We start from the raw sequence: 20,376 nt of genomic DNA, 5'->3' as shown, positions 1-20,376 counted from the left end.
GTTTCAGAACGAAAACTGATTCAGCACTTCCGGCATCCCCTGGGCCAGATCTTCCGCCTCGCGGCGGGCCAGGGAAGCGGCATCCCACAGCTCGAAGTGCGCACCCATGCCGAGCAGCATCACTTCGCGCGTCATTCCGGCGGCATTGCGCAGCTCGGGGGCGATCAGGATGCGGCCGGATCCGTCCAGCTCCACATCCTGGGCATTGCCCAGCAGCAGCCGCTGCAAGGCCCGGGCGGACATGGGAAGCGCCGCGATGATCTCGCGCTTCTTCTCCCACTCCTGACGCGGGTAGAGCAACAGGCAACCATCCGGGTGGCGGGTCAGCGTGAGCCGGCCCTCCGCCTGAGCGACCAGGGCGTCACGATGCCGGGTCGGAATCGAAATCCGCCCCTTGGCATCCAGCGTGAGCGCGCTGCTTCCCTGGAACACCCACTCCTCCCACTTAATTGCACAAAAACCTACTTTTTCCCACTCTACGGGAAGGGACAGGCGCGGTCAAGCAACCGGACACAATTTTTTCAATGACAACAAGGACTTAGAGCACACGCAAAAATTCGGAAAAGAAAAACCCCCTGAGAAATCAGGGGGTTACAAAGTGATCTAAAAGTCGTACCTTAGCCCGTGAAAAGATCGTTGGAAGGGCAAAGGTAATTTGTCGTAAGAGAGGCAAGACGAATCTATAGGCCGGATTCTGTACGCCGGGCAAGCCCGGCGGGCAATCATTCCTCTGGCCCGGCCATTACTGACCGGATCTAGCCATCTACCCGCATGCTCGGACGAGCCGCCCTTTCCGGTCCGAAGACCGCGCGCATGCCTATTTGATGTTGCTCCCGGTAGAGGTTGCCGCGTTTCACCCTGCGGCGCCGCGCCCCGGAAAACCGGATCGCGCGACACGGAGTCGCCGTGCCTGTGCGCGGACATCCGCGCCCGCTCCGCAGACTCGTCTCTGTGGCCCTATTCCTCGAGCCCGCCGCGGAAACCCGCTGCGGACCCGGACGGCCGTTAGCCGCTACCGCGCTCTGTGGAGTCCGGACCTTCCTCGATGCGCGTGGCGCACCGCGACTGCCCGATTCGTCTTGCTGGCTGCATTTTAGACCATGCGGGCGCCGCGCCGCCCGCACGTTCCGGCAGAGCAGGTCCTCAGGAAGCGGAGGAGACGTCCAGCGCCTCGCTGAGGTCGCCCTGTTCCACACCCGCATTCTTCCTGAGCGCCGTCCTGCGCGCCGCCAGTCCAGGCAGTTCGGGAAGATCCCAACGGCGGGTAATGAAGCGCAGGATGGACGTGGTGTCCAGGACGGCATGATCGACATAGTGCCTGCGCACGGTCGGCCCCGCAAGAATGGTCGGAATGCGGGAGCCCGGTCCGAAGCGGTCGCCCTTCGGCGGCGCCACATGATCCCAGATGCCGCCGTTTTCGTCATAGGTCACGACAACCAGCATATGCGGCCATTGCGGGCTTTTCTCCAGCTCGGCGATGACCTCGGCGATATGCCGGTCGCCGCGCAGCACATCGGCGTAGCCGCTGTGCTCGTTCAGATTGCCCACGGGTTTGTAGAAGGCGACCGGCGGCAGCGCGCCGGCGCGGATGTCCTGAATGAACTTCTCGCCATGGATGCCGGCATCCCGCAGGTGCTCGGCGCGCTCGGCACGGCCCTGGGCAGTGGTGGGATCGAAGCGCTTGAAGTAATTGAACGGCTGGTGATGGAACTGGAAATTGACGAAAGGTTCGCCGCCATTGCCGACCCCCACGCTGGCGTAGTCGGATCCCGCCCACGCTTCCGGGTTCGTCGAGCGTGCCGTCTGAAAGCCCCAGCCGCCTGCGTACCAGGCCCAGCCAACGTGCTTCTGCGTAAGCAAGTCGCCGATCGTCGCATGAACCTGCGGGGGCACGGTGGTCGGATTGGCGGGATCGGCGAGCAGACCGGCCGTCCTGCCGTCCGCATTCGGCGCGGGCTTGTTGGCGCTGGGCTGATATGCCGGCTGCATGGTATTGACCGCGTAGCCGTCCGGGGTGAGCGTGGCGCCGTTGGAAATAAAGATTGCCGTGGCCGGACCGCTCAGTGCGGAGTCCGCGCCGGGCGCCTCGGGATTCACCGCAAGGCGCCACCCCTGATCGCCGTCGGACAGCTTGGCGACCTTGCTCCTGTTGCCATCATTGACCGGCACGACGGGCGCCGCGGCGGCGATCAGGTACTGATGATTCAGGAAGGAACCGCCGAAGGCGCCCATGAAGAAGTGGTCTGCCATCGTGTATTTTTCGGCGACCTTCCACAGCGGCAGCTTGTCCGCATTGCCGGTGAACAAGCCCATCACCAGGCCGCCGCCGTTATCGGCCCAGGCGGCGAACATATCGTTCCTGCCGCCATTGATCTGCATCTGGTTCTGGTAGAAGTTGTGCCACATATCGGCGTTCACCGCATCCAGGTCCACGCCGGGATAGGTCTCATTGATGGAGAAAGGCGCATTCGGCATCCCTTCCGTCATGGCGCGCGGCACCACTGGAACCTTGTTGGCGAACTGGGCCCGCGCCTGGGTGAGCCCGCCCCATACCGGCGGCAGGGATTTCAAGACCGTCTTCCCATCGCGGTCGAGCTGGGGCGCGACCCGGGCGCTTGCCAACGGATCGCTCTGGCCCGGGAAGTCGCTATATAGATTGTCGAAACTGCGGTTCTCCGCGTAGATCACCACCACGGTATCGATGTTCTTGACCGCCCGTTCGACCGCCGCCGAATGAACCTCGTTCCCATGGTCGCCGGAGCAGGCGGCGAGCACGCCTGGGATTGCAATCGCGGTCAGTGACCGCACGACAGCGCGGCGGGAGGCAAGCGTGCGTTTCATACCCAACAGGTCCTTTTCGGAGTGGCAAAGCAAACGTGCGGGATGGTCCACGACTTGCATGTGAACTTCGTGAAGCTTCACTGAAGCGTTGCTGAACGGGCGGGTTCCGGTTCAGGCTTCGGTCAGCCATCGCTCAATGAACTGACACATGGCATTGCTAGGCTCGATGCGTTCTCGTTTCACGAACGCTTCGCCGCGTCCGCACGTCAGTCGCGCTTTCCATGTCTCGTTCCGGTTTTCCGACGCTGCGCCGCGCGCAGATCCCGCTTCGTGCCTTATGGGCGACCGTCGCAATGGCGGGCCTGTTTGCATACGCCTCAGGCGGCACGGTCAAGGATGCCGAGTATCCCGAGCCGCCTGCCGTTTATGACCGCGCCTACGCCCGGTCGCGCGCCGCCGATCTGGCCGCCTTGGGGCAGTTGCTGTTCACGGATCCCCGGCTGTCCGCGTCCGGCCGGCAGTCATGCGCCAGCTGTCACAGCCCCGCGCATTACTTCGGGCCGCCGGACGGCCGCCCGGTGCAGCCGGGCGGGGCAGGCATGCAGCAAGACGGCGTACGCGCCGTGCCTTCTCTCATGTACCTGCAGCAGACCCCGCCCTTCGATGAAAATTTCGTCGACAGCGAGGAAGAAGGCGACAACAGCACGGACGCCGGGCCGACAGGTGGACTGACGTGGGACGGACGCGTCGATCGCGCCGACGCGCAAGCCCGCATCCCGCTGCTCGACCCGCGCGAGATGGGCAACGCCGGTCCCGCGCAGGTGGTGGCCGCAGTGCGCGCGGCCCCGTATGCCGACACGGTGCGCCGCCTGTTCGGCGGACGGATTTTCGATGACGACAGCAAGGCGTTCGATGCGATCGCGCAGGCGCTGGCGTATTACCAGGACACACCGGCGCTGTTCTTTCCGTACAGCAGCAAATTCGACGCGGTCATGATGGGCCGGGCGCGCTTCACCGAGCAGGAAACGCGCGGCCTGCGGCTGTTCGCCGCCGAAGACAAGGGCAATTGCGCAAGCTGCCACCGGTTTGGCCCGCCAGGCACGCTGCCCTTGTTCAACGACTATGGGCACATCGCTCTGGGTGTTCCGCGCAATCGCGACATTGCCGACAACCGGGATCCGTCGCACTTCGACCTGGGCCTGTGCGGTCCCTACCGCACCGATCTGCGCGATCATCCCGAATACTGCGGGCGCTTCCGGTCGCCGACGCTGCGCAACGCCGCCACGCGGAAAGTGTTTTTCCACAACGGCGTCTTCCACAGCTTGCGGGAAGTGGTCACCTTCTATGCAACGCGGGACGTGCAGCCCGAGCGCTGGTATCCCCGCCGGCAGGATGGCGCGGTGGACAAGTTCGACGATTTGCCCCCGCAGTTCCGCGAAAACGTCAATATGGATCCGCCCTTCGGCGGCAGGCCCGGCGATACGCCCGCCCTCACGCCCCAGGAGATCGACGACGTGGTGGCCTTCCTCGGCACACTGACCGACGGCTATTTCGACCCGGCGGAAAACGGAAAGGACCCGAAGGCGGCCATGCCTGTCCCGGCCGTCATGGACGAGCCGCTGAAAAGATAGGCGGCCGGACGCGCGCCGTGCCCGACAGCCCCGCCGCGACAGCCCGGGGGCCTTCCTGCGACAATATCGGCTTTCTCTGCAACCGCGTTGTCGCTTCATGGCTGCTGCCACACTCATCACCTTTACCGGCGTCCAACTGGCCTATGGTCATCATCCCCTGCTCGACGGTGCGGACTTCGCCATCCAGGCGGGCGAACGCATTGGCCTGATCGGACGCAACGGCGCTGGCAAATCATCGATGCTGCGCCTGCTGGATGGGCGCAGCGACCCCGACGATGGCGAAATCGCGCGCGCGGCTGGCTTGAAGGTGGCCACCGTCGAGCAGGAACCCATCCTGGACGAGAACGCGACTGTGTTCGAGACGGTCTGCGGCCCTATCGAGGAAACCGAAGACTGGCAGCGTCCTTCGCGGGTGCGATCGCTGCTGGAGCGCCTGCGCCTGCCCGGCGACGCCCCCATCGCAGGGCTGTCCGGCGGCACGCGCAAGCGCGTGGCGCTGGCACGCGCCCTGGCCGGCGAGCCGGATCTCCTGCTCCTGGACGAACCTACCAACCATCTGGACTTCGACGGTATTGCGTGGCTCGAGCAGATGCTTGGCGACTGGAAAGGGAGCGCGGTCATCATCACGCACGACCGCCGCTTCCTTGACAACATCGCCACGCGCATCGTTGAACTGGACCGTGGACGTCTGCTCAGCTTTCCTGGCAATTTCTCGCAGTGGCAGCAGCGCAAGGCGCAGTGGCTGGAATCCGAGCGGCTCGAACAGGCCCGCTTCGACAAGCTCCTGGCCCAGGAAGAGGTGTGGATACGCAAGGGCGTGGAAGCACGCCGTACCCGCAACGAAGGCCGCGTGCGGCGCCTGGAGCGCCTGCGCCAGGAACGCGCCGAACGCCGCGAACGCCAGGGCAACGTGAGCCTGGCGCTGGCCGAAGGGCAGCGGTCCGGCAAGCTGGTGGCCGAGCTGCAGCACGTTCGCAAGGCTTTCGGTGAACGCATCGTCGTACAGGATTATTCGACGACCATCCTGCGCGGCGACCGCATCGGGATCATCGGCGCCAACGGCGCGGGCAAAACCACCTTGCTGCGCCTGATCCTCGGCCAATTGCCGCCCGACGCAGGCACGGTCCGCGTAGGCACCAATGTGGAGGTCGCCTATTTCGACCAGATGCGCGCGCAGCTGAACGAAACCGACACGCTTGCCGACGTCATCAGTCCGGGCAGCGAGTGGGTCGAGATCGGCGGCGTGCGCAAGCACGTGATGAGCTATCTCGGCGATTTCCTGTTCTCGCCAGCGCGGGCGGGTTCGCCGGTGAGCAGCCTGTCCGGCGGCGAGCGGGCCCGGCTCCTCCTGGCCCGGCTGTTCGCGCGGCCCGCCAACGTCCTTGTGCTTGACGAACCGACCAACGACCTCGACATCGAAACGCTGGAGCTGCTCGAGTCCCTGCTGCAGGAATACACCGGCACGGTGCTCCTGGTCAGCCACGATCGCGAATTCCTGAATAACGTCGTCACGCAAACCATCGCCAACGACGCGCCCGGCATTTGGAACGACTATGTGGGCGGCTATGACGAGTGGCTCGCCCAGCGTCCGGTGCCGGCGGTCGTCGATGCCGCGGCGGAAACCGCCAAACCCGCCACTGCACCGGCGGCCGCCAAAGCCGAATCTGCCAAACCGAAGAGCGCCAGGCCGTCACGCTTGACCGCCTGGGAACTGAAGGAACTGGAAGGGTTGCCGGACCTGATCGCAGCGCTGGAATCCGAACAGGCCACGTTGTCCGCGCAGTTGGCCGATGGTGCACTTTATCGGAATGCGCCCGATAAAGTGGCCGAAATCAACGCGCGCCTTGCCGCCATCGACCGCAGCCTGGAAGAAAAATTCGACCGATGGGAGCAGCTGGAAGCGCGCCGCGAGACTACGCCCTGACCTGCCACGCCAGGGTTTCGCCGGCAGCGAGCGGCACCAGCGTCGTACGGCCGTAAGGCACCTCTTCCGGAATGGCGTAGGACTCGCGCACCAGGGTCAGCGTGCCGCGGTTGCGGGGCAGCCCATAGAAGTCGGGGCCGTAATGGCTGGCGAAGGCTTCCAGCTTATCCAGGGCGTTGGCCTCTTCAAAAGCCTTGGCATACAGGGCCATGGCGTGCAACGCCGTATAGCAGCCCGCGCAACCGCAGGCGTGTTCTTTCAGCCCGCGCGCGTGCGGCGCGCTATCGGTGCCCAGAAAGAAACGGCTGCTGCCGCTGGTGGCGGCGGCCACCAGCGCCTGGCGATGGATCTCGCGCTTGAGAACTGGCAGGCAGTACATATGCGGGCGCATGCCGCCCTGGAACAGCGCATTGCGGTTATAGAGCAGATGCTGCGGCGTAATGGTCGCTGCCACAGGCCCTTCGGCATCGCGCACGTACTCCGCGCCATCTTTCGTGGTGATGTGCTCGAACACCACCTTCAGCGCGGGATAGGCCTGGCGCAAGGGCCGCATCACGCGATCAATGAATACGGCCTCGCGATCGAACACGTCGACCTGCGGATCGGTCACTTCGCCGTGCACAAGCAGCGGCATGCCGCACTTTTCCAGCGCGTCCAGCGCGGGACGGCATTTGCCCAGCAGATCGGTGACGCCCGCGTCCGAGTTGGTGGTCGCGCCGGCCGGATAAAGCTTGACCGCGTGCACAACGCCGGAATCGGCCGCAAGCCGGATTTCGTCCGCCGAGGTATTGTCCGTCAGGTACAGCGTCATCAACGGCGTGAAAGCGCCATCGGCTACACCCGCCTGCTTGAGTGCTGCCTCGATTCGCTGGCGATACGCGACGGCCTGGGCGGTCGTCGTAACTGGCGGCTTCAGGTTGGGCATGACGATCGCGCGCGCGAACTGCCTGGCCGAGTCGGCGACCACCGCCGCCATGGCTTCGCCATCGCGCAGGTGCAGGTGCCAGTCATCGGGTCGCGTGATGACCAGCGTATTCATATTCGGTGTAGACATCGGATATCCAGTTTGAATGTCGCGGGCCGCCGCCGGCCAGCATGAAATGATGCGGCAGCCTTATTCCGATAACGGCATGCCCCGTTCGGCGAGCGCGCAGAACATGGCGGCGCCGAGCGGAATGACTGCGTCGTTGAAATCGAAATGGCTATTGTGCAGGGTGCAGCCCGATTCCGCGCCGCCCTGTCCCAGCCGGAAATAGGCGCCCGGACGCGCTTGCAGCATGAAAGAGAAGTCCTCCGAACCCATTGAAGGCACCAGGTCCCGGACGACGTTTTCCTTGCCGATCATCTCGGTCGCGATGTCCGCAACCAGATTGGCATGCTGCGGCGTGTTCAACGTGGCGGGATAGACCCGCTCGTACTTCACTTCCGCGGTCGCGCCGAACGCGCCGGCGATCGACTTCGCGAGCTCTGTCATTCTTCTTTCGACGAGCTCCTGCACCGTCTTGCGGAAGGTGCGGACCGTGCCGACCAGGCGCGCTTCGCGCGGGATGACGCTCATCGCACCGGGATGCCCGGCCTGCACGGAACCTACCGACACCACGGCGGAATCCAGGGGATTCACATTGCGTGCCACGATGCTTTGCAAGGCGGTGATGAGATGACCGGCGACGACCACGGGGTCGATGGTCTGGTATGGGTGCGCGCCATGCCCTCCCCTTCCGCAAATGACGATCTCGAACCGATCCGCGGCGGCCATCATCGGCCCGGGATTGATTCCGATGGTGCCCGGCGGCAAGCCCGGCCAATTATGTAAGGCATAGATGGCGTCGCAAGGGAAGGTGTCGAACAGACCGTCTTCCATCATCGCCTTCGCGCCACCTCGCCCTTCTTCCGCCGGCTGAAAAATCAACACCGCCGTGCCGTCGAAGTTGCGCGTTTGCGCCAGGTAGCGAGCGGCGCCAAGCAAGACCGCGGTGTGGCCATCGTGTCCACACCCATGCATGAGTCCGGGCTTTGTCGACTTGTGCGCGAACGTATTGTCTTCGGTCATGGGCAGCGCATCCATATCGGCGCGCAGGCCGATCATTCTGCCGCTGTCCGTCCCGCGACCTCGGATCACGCCCACCACGCCGGTTTTACCGATACCACGGTGCACTTCGATCCCAAGCGCCTGAAGCGCGCCAGCGACGATGCCCGATGTGCGCACCTCTTCGAACCCCAGTTCGGGATGTGCGTGCAGATCACGCCGAAGCGCCGTAAGTTCATCATGGAATAGGCGTATAGACTCAAGCGGTGAACGCGGATACATAGCCCGTCACGGATTACAAAGTTGCGGAGTTTCGTGGTCCATTTTAGTTGCTACAGACCATAAATGCCTTTGTCTTTAGGGCGGAGACACGTTATGCTCCGGCCGCAGGATCAATTTTCCAACACTCAGAGAAGGAGAGCCGCATTATGGCCACACCCTCCAAAACCGCGTCCGCCCGTAAGCCGAATGCCGCTTTCATGAAGCCGCTCACCCCGAGCGCGGATCTGGCGGCGGTCATCGGTCCCGAGGCCGTGCCACGCACCGAAGTCACGAAGAAAATCTGGGAATACATCAAGAAGCACAACCTGCAAGACGCGAACAACAAGCGCAACATCAATGCGGATGACAAGCTGCGTCCGCTGTTCGGCAAGGATCAGGTCTCCATGTTCGAACTGACCAAGCTGGTCAACGCCCACCTGAAATAAGCCGACTTTTCTCCCGCGCGAGCGTGTGGGCCCGGCTGACTCAGCCGCCAACGCTCATCCTGCGGGCCTCATCGGGCGGCGCTTGCTTCATCGGCAGCAGCAGCCGTATCAACGAATCTGACGCTTTCCGTCGCTCGGGCCACCCATCGTCGTGGCCCCGTGAATTCATCGCTCCCCAATGAAAAACAGCTGGCATGCCTGCCAGCCGTTTTGACTTTGCGCCACGCGTTCGAAAGCGGGGGCTGCCCTGCATCGCAAGGCAGCGGCCGTTGACTTATGCGTACGCAGCGGGCGCCCTGCCCTCGAGTAGCGCAAGCCATCCCTTGATCAGGCGATAAAGGACCCAGATCACTGTCGCCACCACGCCTATCCAGCCGATGAAGATCAGGGTGGCAATGGCGCTGATGATCAGCCACAACAGCGCCCACCAGAAAGTGCGGAGCAACCAATCGAAGTGGCCCGCGTAGTACGTGCCCGCAGCATCCGCGCGTTTCACGTACACCAACACAATCGCCGCCAGGGTGGCGATGGCCAGAAAACCGCCCGTCACGAACCCCAAGGCGTAAAGTCCATACGCGACGTGCGTAATCGTGCGCAGGTCCGGGGCGTTGCTGGAAACAGGGATCTGGGGATCACTCACGATAACCGCTCCTTCTTGTTGATGCGGACATGTTACCGCACAACATGGATGACTTGCCCCGTGACAAGGGCATTGCGGCTTTCACGCATCATACGGGCGCCACGCAAGGGCATTGCGGCTTTCATGCATCATACGGGCGCCACGCAAGGGGATCGCGGCGCGACCCCGCTTCATTGGACATGGCGACACGTGCGGCCAGGACGCTGCACGCAGCGTTATCCCGACACGCCACACGCATCAGGGAGGTCACATCAACGGGAGCCCCGAGCGCGCAAATCGGCGCGCTCGCGCGTGCCCAAGACCGGATGTTCGGGCGCACTGGGCGTGCCAGGCGGCGCCTGGCACGCAGGATCCATGGCAACTCGGCTCTCGTCGATCTGCGCGCAAGCGTCGCGGTCCGGGCCTGGGGGCCGGACCGGGTTGCAGGCGTGCAGGCTGCGGCGCGACGGGCGCGTTGGAGGATGGGCGCGCACAAAGACAAAACCCCGCCGGAAGCCGGCGGGGTTTTGCGGGATAAGAGCCTGACGATGACCTACTTTCACAGACGTCCGTCCACTATCATCGGCGCGAAGGCGTTTCACTGTCCTGTTCGGGATGGGAAGGAGTGGGACCACCTTGCTATGGTCGTCAGGCGTAAAGGGTTGCGCGGTGCGGGGTCCTTGTGGGGCCGGGTAAGGTCCGGGCCTTTCGGGGGTCGCGCCACGCCAATCTGGTTAAAGCACGCGCGGCGTCGCAGGCGACGTCGCGGCGAGGGTATTGGGGTTTGGATGGGTTGGACTGCAGGGCAGCGCTGCCTGTTCGGGGCAGGTGCTGCCGGCACAGTGGGCAAGCATCATGGCTATGCAAGCCGGTGTTTGCTTGGGATGGGTGTTGCAACCATCAGGGTTATAGGATCAAGCCGCACGGGCAATTAGTATCGGTTAGCTTAACGCATTACTGCGCTTCCACACCCGACCTATCAACGTCCTGGTCTTGAACGACCCTTCAGGGGGCTCGAGGCCCCGGGATACCTAATCTTCAGACGAGTTTCCCGCTTAGATGCCTTCAGCGGTTATCTCTTCCGTACATAGCTACCCGGCAATGCCATTGGCATGACAACCGGTACACCAGAGGTACGTCCACTCCGGTCCTCTCGTACTAGGAGCAGGCTCCGTCAAGTATCCAACGCCCACGGCAGATAGGGACCAAACTGTCTCACGACGTTTTAAACCCAGCTCACGTACCTCTTTAAATGGCGAACAGCCATACCCTTGGGACCGGCTACAGCCCCAGGATGAGATGAGCCGACATCGAGGTGCCAAACACCGCCGTCGATATGAACTCTTGGGCGGTATCAGCCTGTTATCCCCAGAGTACCTTTTATCCGTTGAGCGATGGCCCTTCCATTCAGAACCACCGGATCACTATGTCCTGCTTTCGCACCTGTTCGACTTGTCAGTCTCACAGTCAAGCACGCTTATGCCATTGCACTATCAGCACGATTTCCGACCGTACCTAGCGTACCTTCGAACTCCTCCGTTACGCTTTGGGAGGAGACCGCCCCAGTCAAACTGCCCACCATGCACTGTCCCCAACCCGGATAACGGGCCAAGGTTAGAACCGCAAACAGACCAGGGTGGTATTTCAAGGTCGGCTCCACCGAATCTGGCGACTCGGTTTCCGCGCCTCCCACCTATCCTACACAGGCCGGTTCACAGTCCAATGCAAAGCTACAGTAAAGGTTCATGGGGTCTTTCCGTCTAGCCGCGGGTAGATTGCATCATCACAAACACTTCAACTTCGCTGAGTCTCGGGAGGAGACAGTGTGGCCATCGTTACGCCATTCGTGCAGGTCGGAACTTACCCGACAAGGAATTTCGCTACCTTAGGACCGTTATAGTTACGGCCGCCGTTTACCGGGGCTTCGATCAAGAGCTTGCACCCCATCACTTAACCTTCCGGCACCGGGCAGGCGTCACACCCTATACGTCGACTTTCGTCTTTGCAGAGTGCTGTGTTTTTAATAAACAGTCGCAGCCACCGATTCTCTGCGACCCCATCATGCTCGGCGCGCAGGCGCCTCACACTACCGGGGCATACCTTCTCCCGAAGTTACGGTATCAATTTGCCGAGTTCCTTCTCCCGAGTTCTCTCAAGCGCCTTGGAATATTCATCCCGTCCACCTGTGTCGGTTTGCGGTACGGTCTCGTACAGCTGAAGCTTAGAGGCTTTTCCTGGAACCCCTTCCAATCACTTCGCGAGCCTTGCTCGCTCGTGCCACACCCTTGAGTCACGCGCCCGGATTTGCCTAAGCGCCCTCTCCAATGCAGCAACAGGGACTTCCAACACCCTGATGATTTTCCGCGATCCGTCCCCCCATCGCACTGTACGACGGTGCTGGAATATTAACCAGCTTCCCATCAGCTACGCATCTCTGCCTCGCCTTAGGGGCCGACTCACCCTGCGCCGATGAACGTTGCGCAGGAAACCTTGGACTTACGGCGAGGGGGCTTTTCACCCCCTTTATCGCTACTCATGTCAGCATTCGCACTTCTGATACCTCCAGCAACCCTTACGAGTCACCTTCACAGGCTTACAGAACGCTCTCCTACCGCGTGTACCAAAGTACACACCCGCAGCTTCGGTTTACCGCTTAGCCCCGTTACATCTTCCGCGCAGGACGACTCGATCAGTGAGCTATTACGCTTTCTTTAAAGGATGGCTGCTTCTAAGCCAACCTCCTGACTGTCTAAGCCTTCCCACTTCGTTTCCCACTTAGCGGTAATTGGGGACCTTAGCTGGCGGTCTGGGTTGTTTCCCTCTTGAGTCCGGACGTTAGCACCCGGTGCTCTGTCTCCCAAGCTGGACTTGCGGGTATTCGGAGTTTGCCATGGTTTGGTAAGTCGCCATGACCCCCTAGCCATAACAGTGCTCTACCCCCCGCAGTCATACTTGAGGCACTACCTAAATAGTTTTCGGAGAGAACCAGCTATTTCCAGATTTGTTTAGCCTTTCACCCCTATCCACAGCTCATCCCCTAGTTTTTCAACACTAGTGGGTTCGGTCCTCCAGCACGTGTTACCGTGCCTTCAACCTGGCCATGGATAGATCATCTGGTTTCGGGTCTACACCCAGCGACTGAATCGCCCTATTCGGACTCGCTTTCGCTACGCCTTCCCTATCCGGTTAAGCTCGCCACTGAATGTAAGTCGCTGACCCATTATACAAAAGGTACGCCGTCACCCCTTGCGAGGCTCCGACTGTTTGTATGCATACGGTTTCAGGATCTATTTCACTCCCCTTCCGGGGTTCTTTTCGCCTTTCCCTCACGGTACTGGTTCACTATCGGTCGATCACGAGTATTTAGCCTTGGAGGATGGTCCCCCCATCTTCAAACAGGATTTCACGTGTCCCGCCCTACTTCTCTTACGCTTAGTTCCACACACAGAATTTCGCCTACAGGGCTATCACCTGCTACGGCCGGGCTTTCCATCCCGTTCGGCTATCCTGCGTGCTAAATCGTAAAGGCTCTTCCGATTTCGCTCGCCACTACTTTCGGAATCTCGGTTGATTTCTTTTCCTCGAGCTACTGAGATGTTTCAGTTCACCCGGTTCGCCTCCTGAACCTATGGATTCAGTTCAGGATACCGCCTTGCGGCAGTGGGTTTCCCCATTCGGACATCTGCGGATCAATGCTTGTTTGCCAGCTCCCCGCAGCTTTTCGCAGGCTACAACGTCCTTCATCGCCTGTGATCGCCAAGGCATCCACCATATGCACTTAGTCGCTTGATCCTATAACGCTAATGGCTATAAAACCTTCCTAGCAACCGTCTTGCTACTGACATGATGCTTTGCGCATTTGTGCCGTTCACCCTCAATTCACTTGAGTTTGAACTAATCATGCAATCACAACCCGTATCCAACGGCGCATCAAACAACAATGCACCGCCAATACTTCTCGTTGTGCTTCTTCCAGATTGTTAAAGAACGAATAAACCGATAAACCGTCGGGCCAAAAAACCCAACGCTCAACACCGCACGCGGCACTGACCGTTAGACTCTCGAACGCGGATCCCCTTTCCAAACCACTGTCCAACCCACTTCGCCAAGCAAAAAACCCAGGAAAATGGTGGAGGTGAACGGGATCGAACCGATGACATCCTGCTTGCAAAGCAGGCGCTCTCCCAGCTGAGCTACACCCCCAGTCTAACTTGGTGGGTCTGGTTGGATTCGAACCAACGACCCCCGCCTTATCAAGACGGTGCTCTAACCGACTGAGCTACAGACCCAATTCGCATCGGATCCGCTTGCTGACCCCCGAAGACGCGCACCAACACCCGCGCCCCCAAGGCATCACCGATCCAGTCTATCCAACAACCGATAAGTGTGGCCGCTTGCAAAACCAAGACGCGCGCTCTGAAAGGAGGTGATCCAGCCGCACCTTCCGATACGGCTACCTTGTTACGACTTCACCCCAGTCATGAATCCTACCGTGGTAATCGCCCTCCTTGCGGTTAGGCTAACTACTTCTGGTAAAACCCACTCCCATGGTGTGACGGGCGGTGTGTACAAGACCCGGGAACGTATTCACCGCGACATGCTGATCCGCGATTACTAGCGATTCCGACTTCACGCAGTCGAGTTGCAGACTGCGATCCGGACTACGATCGGGTTTCTGGGATTGGCTCCCCCTCGCGGGTTGGCGACCCTCTGTCCCGACCATTGTATGACGTGTGAAGCCCTACCCATAAGGGCCATGAGGACTTGACGTCATCCCCACCTTCCTCCGGTTTGTCACCGGCAGTCTCATTAGAGTGCCCTTTCGTAGCAACTAATGACAAGGGTTGCGCTCGTTGCGGGACTTAACCCAACATCTCACGACACGAGCTGACGACAGCCATGCAGCACCTGTGTTCCGGTTCTCTTGCGAGCACTCCCAAATCTCTTCGGGATTCCAGACATGTCAAGGGTAGGTAAGGTTTTTCGCGTTGCATCGAATTAATCCACATCATCCACCGCTTGTGCGGGTCCCCGTCAATTCCTTTGAGTTTTAATCTTGCGACCGTACTCCCCAGGCGGTCAACTTCACGCGTTAGCTGCGCTACCAAGGCCCGAAGGCCCCAACAGCTAGTTGACATCGTTTAGGGCGTGGACTACCAGGGTATCTAATCCTGTTTGCTCCCCACGCTTTCGTGCATGAGCGTCAGTGTTATCCCAGGGGGCTGCCTTCGCCATCGGTGTTCCTCCACATATCTACGCATTTCACTGCTACACGTGGAATTCCACCCCCCTCTGACACACTCTAGCCCGGTAGTTAAAAATGCAGTTCCAAGGTTAAGCCCTGGGATTTCACATCTTTCTTTCCGAACCGCCTGCGCACGCTTTACGCCCAGTAATTCCGATTAACGCTTGCACCCTACGTATTACCGCGGCTGCTGGCACGTAGTTAGCCGGTGCTTATTCTGCAGGTACCGTCAGGTGCGCCAGGTATTAGCCGGCGCCGTTTCTTTCCTGCCAAAAGTGCTTTACAACCCGAAGGCCTTCATCGCACACGCGGGATGGCTGGATCAGGGTTGCCCCCATTGTCCAAAATTCCCCACTGCTGCCTCCCGTAGGAGTCTGGGCCGTGTCTCAGTCCCAGTGTGGCTGGTCGTCCTCTCAAACCAGCTACGGATCGTCGCCTTGGTGAGCCGTTACCCCACCAACTAGCTAATCCGATATCGGCCGCTCCAATAGTGCGAGGTCCGAAGATCCCCCGCTTTCCCCCTCAGGGCGTATGCGGTATTAGCTACGCTTTCGCGTAGTTATCCCCCGCTACTGGGCACGTTCCGATACATTACTCACCCGTTCGCCACTCGCCGCCAGACCGAAGTCCGCGCTGCCGTTCGACTTGCATGTGTAAGGCATCCCGCCAGCGTTCAATCTGAGCCAGGATCAAACTCTTCAGTTCAATCTCTGTTCGTACGAATCCCGCGCCACCCCCATTACAGGAACAGCCACCGGATTCGTCTTTCGCTTAGCGCTCTCAAAGGAAGTGAGAACCCAGACAGATTGCTCTGCCTGATTCAAACTTACTTCTGTGAGCACTTGATTTCTTCGGCCCCGCCCGGCTCACTCAACCCCAGGACTCGCGTCCCGGCATCTTGCTCGCCAAGCAGGTGCGCCTCAGTCTTATCAAGCGCCCACACTTATCGGTTGTTTCGTTTTTAAAGAACAAGCTCTACCACCACACGCCGCGCCGTGTCACCACGCCTTGGCTCACTTCGCCGCATCCGCTTGCCGGGTCGCTTTCGCTTGCCGGGCCGTCGCTTCGTTTCCGTCGCGTCGTTTGCGTCGTTGCTGTGTCAGCAGCAGAGAAACGAGATTATGAACGCATTTTTTGGGGCTGTCAACTCAGGAGGTGGCGATTCACGTTTTTTCATGATACCGCCCCACCGCTTTGCAGCCGCGCCGCCCTGAACTGCCGCCGAAGCAGCCAAATCGGGCGACGCATTGCGATCGCGATCTCGCGCCTGTCGCACCCACCTGGCCTCCCCACCGGCTGAACCGGAAAAGCGACCAAGCCAAGAACCCTTGCAGCGGTCCGCCAGGACAAAGCGGCAGCGGTTCAATCATGCGACTGGAACTCGACATATTAGCACAACGTGCCAAGGACACCAACTCGTGCGGCCTGCTCGCCTGCGGAGCGCTGGCGACGCCTCCCGCGGCGGCCGGCGCCCATCCATAGCGCCCTCTCTACAAAACCAGCTCCGTGGTTTCCTTGATTTTTTGAAGCGCGAAGCTGCTGCGCATGTCGATGACGGCAGGGTGTTGCATCAAGGTGTCCATGGCGAAACGCGAAAAGTGCGCCAGATCTTGAACCTGGACGCGTAACAGGTAGTCCATGTCGCCCGTCATCGCGTAGCAGGCGACCACTTCGGGCCACATCTGCACGTCGCGCGCGAAGTCGGACATCGGCGCGTGGCTGGATCCGCTGTGTTTGTTCAACCGGATGGTCACATAGGCGACCAGGCCGAAGCCCACCTTTTCTGCGTCCAGCAGCGCCACATACTGGCGGATATAGCCCTCCTCTTCCAGACGTCGCACCCGGCGCAAGCATGGACTGGGCGACAACGACACCCGGTCCGCCAGCTCCTGGTTCGTCAGGCGGCCATCGCGCTGCAGCGCCATCAAAATCCTGCGATCGGTCCGATCCAGCTCTTCTCTTGGCATATTTGTCCCCAGTTTTCCGCTTTTCAGCATTTTATTGCCTCGGAACCCGGAAACGCGGCCATTTCCGCAATCGTCTGCCCGCGGATGTTCCCTACAATTTTTCCGCAGAACACCGACCAACAAAGGGACAAAGCCATGACCGCAGCCTTCCAGCCCTGGGACAACCCCATGGGCACTGCCGGATTTGAATTCGTCGAGTACGCCGCACCGGACCCCGCCGCCCTGCGACGCGTATTCGAACTTCTAGGTTTCAAGGCCATCGCGCGCCATCGCCACAAGGACGTGGTGCTGTACCGCCAGGGCGGCATCAATTTCCTGGTCAACGCCGAGCCCGACTCCTTCGCCCAGCGATTTGCCCGCCTGCATGGGCCGTCGATCTGCGCTATCGCGTTTCGTGTGCAGGACGCGGCGGCCGCCTATCGGCGCGCCCTGGACCTGGGGGCCTGGGGCTTCGATTCACACAGCGGCCCGATGGAACTCAACATTCCGGCGATCAAGGGCATTGGCGACTCCCTGATCTATCTGGTGGACCGTTGGCGCGGCAAGTCGGGCCACGGTGGAATCGGCGACATCAGTATCTACGACGTGGATTTCGAGCCTATCGATCCGCAAACGGCCGAAAGCGACCTCACCCACGCCGGCGCAGGCCTGACGTCGATCGATCATTTGACGCATAACGTGTACAAGGGGCGCATGGCGGAATGGGCGGGCTTTTACGAGCGGCTGTTCAACTTCCGCGAGATCCGCTATTTCGATATAGAAGGACAGGTCACGGGCGTGAAGTCGAAGGCGATGACCTCGCCCTGCGGCAATATCCGCATCCCGATCAATGAGGAAGGCACGGAAGAAAAGGGGCAAATCCAGGAGTACCTGGATCTTTACCATGGCGAAGGCATCCAGCACATCGCCATGGGAACCGACGACATCTACGCCACGGTAGAAGCTTTGCGCCGGCAGGGCGTGCGCTTCCTGGATACGCCGGACACCTATTACGAACTGCTGGACCGCCGGATTCCCGGCCATGGGGAAGACACGGCCCGGCTTTCGAAGAACCGCATCTTGTTGGACGGCGCGCCGGGCGGCGGCCTGCTCCTGCAGATCTTCACCGAAAACCAGATCGGGCCGATCTTTTTCGAAATCATCCAACGCAAGGGCAACGACGGCTTCGGCGAAGGCAACTTCAAGGCCTTGTTCGAGTCCATTGAACTCGACCAGATGCGCCGCGGCGTGCTGAAGCCAACCGAAGGCGCCGGCAAACCCGCCGCGACGACGGCGGATGCCTGAGATGCCGCACATGGCCCGGCCGCTTGGCCGGGTCATTCGTACGAACCGGGGGGTCCGCGCATGCGGCCCTCTTGCAGCTTGGCGTCAGGGCTGTTGCTTGGCCGGCGCGAGCGACAGAATCCAGCGGGCGATCTCGTGCGCTTCTTCCGGGCTGACCTGGGGTTGGGCGGCCATGGAAAGCTTGCCCCACCGGTAACGGCCGCCGTTGCGGATGGAATTGGCCAGATAATCCTCGGCGCCGGGCTGCCCGCCGTAGCGCTGCGCGATGGCGGTGAACGGCGGACCCACGCGGGCGCTGTCCACCTGGTGACACCCCAGGCATACCTTGTCTCTGACCAGGGATTCCCCAAGCGTCTGCGCCATCGCGCCTTGCATCAGAAACGTTCCCAGGACGGCGATCGCCGCGCGGGTGCTTATTGCATCAATCTTCAAACGCATCGGTGACGGCTCCGCGACTGGCGGTGCCGGCGAGCTTGCCGAACTTCGCCAGTACACCCCTGGTATAACGGGGCTTGGGCGGTGTCCAGGCTTTGCTGCGCGCGGCCATCTCGTCGTCGCTGATATTGAGTTGCAGCAGTAGTCGGTGGGCGTCGATGGTAACCGAATCGCCCTCGTGAATCAGCGCGATGGGGCCGCCGACATAGGCCTCGGGCGCGACGTGGCCGACTACCATGCCCCACGTTCCGCCGGAAAACCGGCCGTCCGTGATCAGCCCGACGCTTTCACCCAGGCCCTGGCCGATCAGGGCCGAGGTGGGCGAAAGCATTTCCCGCATACCGGGACCGCCCTTGGGGCCTTCATACCGGATCACCACGATATCGCCCGGACGAATGGCGCGGGCCATGATGGCGGCCATGGCGTCGTCCTCCGAATCGAAGACGCGGGCCGGCCCGGTGATGACCGGGTTCTTCAAGCCGGTGATTTTCGCCACGCAGCCCTCGGGCGCCAGGTTGCCTTTGAGTATCGCCAGATGGCCATGCGGATAGAGCGCCTTATCGATGGGACGGATGACATCCTGATCCATTGGAGGCGCATCGGGCACGTCGCGCAATGTCTCGGCGATGGTCCGGCCCGTGATAGTGGGACAGTCGCCGTGCAGCAGGCCCGCATTCAGGAGCAGTTTCATTACCTGCGGAATGCCGCCTGCGCGATGCAGGTCCGTCGCCACGTAGCGCCCGGAAGGCTTCAGGTCGCAGATGACCGGGACCCGCTGGCGAATGCGTTCAAAGTCGTCGATCGTCCACTCGACTTCCGCCGCATGCGCAATCGCCAGAAAATGCAGCACGGCGTTCGTCGATCCGCCCGTGGCCATGATGACCGACACGGCATTTTCGATCGAGCGGCGCGTAATGAGATCGCGCGGCCGGATTTGCCGGCGCACCGCTTCCACGAGAACGCGGGCCGATTCGGCCGCCGAGACGGCTTTTTCCGGATCCTCGTTGGCCATGGTGCTGGAGTAAGGCAGGCTGATTCCCATGGCTTCGAAAGCCGCGCTCATGGTGTTTGCGGTGTACATGCCGCCACAGGACCCGGAACCGGGCACCGCGCATTTTTCGATCTGCTTGAAGTCGGTCTCGTCCATGCGGCCCATGGTGTATTCGCCGACGGCTTCGAAGACCGAAACGATGGTCAGGTCCTTGCCCTTGTAGTGCCCCGGCTTGATCGTGCCGCCATAGACATAGATGGCCGGCACATTCATTCGCGCCATGGCGATCATGCCGCCGGGCATATTCTTGTCGCACCCGCCGATGACCACGACGCCGTCCATCCATTGGCCCTGCACCGCCGTTTCGATGCAGTCGGCGATGACTTCGCGCGACACCAGGGAGTATTTCATGCCCTCGGTACCCATGGACATCCCATCCGATATCGTCGGGGTGCCGAACGTCTGCGGGTTGGCGCCTGCCTCCCGTATCGCCTGCACCGCCGCGTCAGCCAGCGCTTGCAAACCGCTGTTGCACGGCGTGATCGTGGAATGCCCGTTGGCGACGCCGATCATGGGGTTGTCGAAATCCGTCTCCCGATATCCCAGGCCGTAGTACATCGCGCGATTCGGCGCGCGCGCGACCCCTTGAGTGATATGCCGGGAACGTTCGTTCGCTGCCATGGTCTCGCTCCTTGCCGGCACGCGCCGGCGATGCGGCCAGCCCTGGGCCGGTTATGATCGGGCCACTTCGTTTTATACATCCAAC

The 20,376-nt window shown here is 61.2% G+C and carries 12 protein-coding genes, 2 tRNA genes, 3 rRNA genes and 1 other RNA gene; 4 read left to right on the top strand and 14 right to left on the bottom strand.

The features are described from left to right. Positions 1 to 3: 3 nt before the first annotated feature. The 3 genes from mraZ to acpA form a co-directional block, all read right to left on the bottom strand. Positions 4 to 432, bottom strand: a complete 429-nt coding sequence (gene mraZ / locus CAL13_RS04825; protein ID WP_198297727.1) for a division/cell wall cluster transcriptional repressor MraZ — start codon at positions 430 to 432, stop codon at positions 4 to 6. A gap of 235 nt (positions 433 to 667) precedes the next feature. Next, positions 668 to 1,081, bottom strand: an RNA gene (gene rnpB, locus CAL13_RS04820) — RNase P RNA component class A. A gap of 62 nt (positions 1,082 to 1,143) precedes the next feature. Then, positions 1,144 to 2,841 (bottom strand): acid phosphatase, encoded by a 1,698-nt coding sequence (gene acpA / locus CAL13_RS04815; RefSeq protein WP_086073518.1) that lies wholly within the window; start codon positions 2,839 to 2,841, stop codon positions 1,144 to 1,146. 221 nt (positions 2,842 to 3,062) lie between these two features. On the opposite strand from acpA, the gene CAL13_RS04810 reads away from it, so the two are divergent. Both CAL13_RS04810 and CAL13_RS04805 read left to right on the top strand, forming a co-directional pair. Beyond that, on the top strand, positions 3,063 to 4,412 hold the full coding sequence (locus CAL13_RS04810) for a cytochrome-c peroxidase (protein ID WP_198297911.1): 1,350 nt from the start codon (positions 3,063 to 3,065) through the stop codon (positions 4,410 to 4,412). Positions 4,413 to 4,509: 97 nt separating this feature from the next. Further along, positions 4,510 to 6,336 (top strand): ATP-binding cassette domain-containing protein, encoded by a 1,827-nt coding sequence (locus CAL13_RS04805; RefSeq protein WP_086071682.1) that lies wholly within the window; start codon positions 4,510 to 4,512, stop codon positions 6,334 to 6,336. Here CAL13_RS04805 and pyrC read toward each other — a convergent pair. Next, a complete protein-coding gene (pyrC, locus tag CAL13_RS04800) occupies positions 6,326 to 7,390 on the bottom strand; it encodes a dihydroorotase (RefSeq protein WP_086056355.1) in 1,065 nt (354 codons plus the stop codon). The two genes, CAL13_RS04805 and pyrC, sit on opposite strands and share 11 nt — an antisense overlap. 60 nt (positions 7,391 to 7,450) lie before the next feature. After that, positions 7,451 to 8,644 (bottom strand): M20 aminoacylase family protein, encoded by a 1,194-nt coding sequence (locus CAL13_RS04795; protein ID WP_086056354.1) that lies wholly within the window; start codon positions 8,642 to 8,644, stop codon positions 7,451 to 7,453. Between the two features lie 146 nt (positions 8,645 to 8,790). Here CAL13_RS04795 and CAL13_RS04790 point away from each other — a divergent pair, with 146 nt between their 5' ends. Next, positions 8,791 to 9,069 (top strand): SWIB/MDM2 domain-containing protein, encoded by a 279-nt coding sequence (locus CAL13_RS04790; RefSeq protein ID WP_066354569.1) that lies wholly within the window; start codon positions 8,791 to 8,793, stop codon positions 9,067 to 9,069. A gap of 274 nt (positions 9,070 to 9,343) precedes the next feature. On the opposite strand, the gene CAL13_RS04785 is transcribed toward CAL13_RS04790, so the two are convergent. From CAL13_RS04785 to CAL13_RS04755, 7 genes are all read right to left on the bottom strand, one after another. Continuing rightward, a complete protein-coding gene (locus CAL13_RS04785) occupies positions 9,344 to 9,709 on the bottom strand; it encodes a DUF4870 family protein (protein WP_086056353.1) in 366 nt (121 codons plus the stop codon). A gap of 519 nt (positions 9,710 to 10,228) precedes the next feature. Then, positions 10,229 to 10,341, bottom strand: a 5S ribosomal RNA gene (gene rrf, locus CAL13_RS04780). A 257-nt stretch (positions 10,342 to 10,598) separates the two neighbouring features. Next, positions 10,599 to 13,480: ribosomal RNA gene (locus CAL13_RS04775) — 23S ribosomal RNA — on the bottom strand. 335 nt (positions 13,481 to 13,815) lie between these two features. Beyond that, positions 13,816 to 13,891, bottom strand: a tRNA-Ala gene (locus CAL13_RS04770). Between the two features lie 9 nt (positions 13,892 to 13,900). After that, positions 13,901 to 13,977, bottom strand: a tRNA-Ile gene (locus tag CAL13_RS04765). Positions 13,978 to 14,107: 130 nt separating this feature from the next. Beyond that, positions 14,108 to 15,638: ribosomal RNA gene (locus CAL13_RS04760) — 16S ribosomal RNA — on the bottom strand. Together the 16S, 23S and 5S rRNA genes with 2 tRNA genes alongside form the textbook arrangement of a ribosomal RNA operon. Positions 15,639 to 16,423: 785 nt before the next feature. After that, positions 16,424 to 16,900, bottom strand: a complete 477-nt coding sequence (locus tag CAL13_RS04755) for an Lrp/AsnC family transcriptional regulator (RefSeq protein ID WP_086059249.1) — start codon at positions 16,898 to 16,900, stop codon at positions 16,424 to 16,426. 135 nt (positions 16,901 to 17,035) lie between these two features. Here CAL13_RS04755 and hppD point away from each other — a divergent pair, with 135 nt between their 5' ends. After that, positions 17,036 to 18,184: a 4-hydroxyphenylpyruvate dioxygenase gene (gene hppD, locus CAL13_RS04750; protein WP_086059248.1), complete on the top strand. Its 1,149-nt coding sequence runs from the start codon at positions 17,036 to 17,038 to the stop codon at positions 18,182 to 18,184. An 84-nt stretch (positions 18,185 to 18,268) separates the two neighbouring features. Here hppD and CAL13_RS04745 read toward each other — a convergent pair whose 3' ends face one another. Together CAL13_RS04745 and ilvD are read right to left on the bottom strand one after the other, a co-directional pair. Further along, on the bottom strand, positions 18,269 to 18,622 hold the full coding sequence (locus CAL13_RS04745) for a c-type cytochrome (protein ID WP_086059247.1): 354 nt from the start codon (positions 18,620 to 18,622) through the stop codon (positions 18,269 to 18,271). Then, complete coding sequence (gene ilvD, locus CAL13_RS04740) at positions 18,606 to 20,291, bottom strand: dihydroxy-acid dehydratase (protein ID WP_086071681.1); 1,686 nt, start codon at positions 20,289 to 20,291, stop codon at positions 18,606 to 18,608. Before ilvD ends, CAL13_RS04745 begins: the two co-directional genes overlap by 17 nt. Positions 20,292 to 20,376: the final 85 nt, after the last annotated feature.

The sequence above is a fragment of the Bordetella genomosp. 9 genome (assembly GCF_002119725.1).
Lineage (GTDB): Bacteria > Pseudomonadota > Gammaproteobacteria > Burkholderiales > Burkholderiaceae_B > Bordetella_C.
The sequence above is the reverse complement of the archived record's forward strand: the minus strand, read 5'-3'. Positions and strand labels throughout refer to the sequence as shown.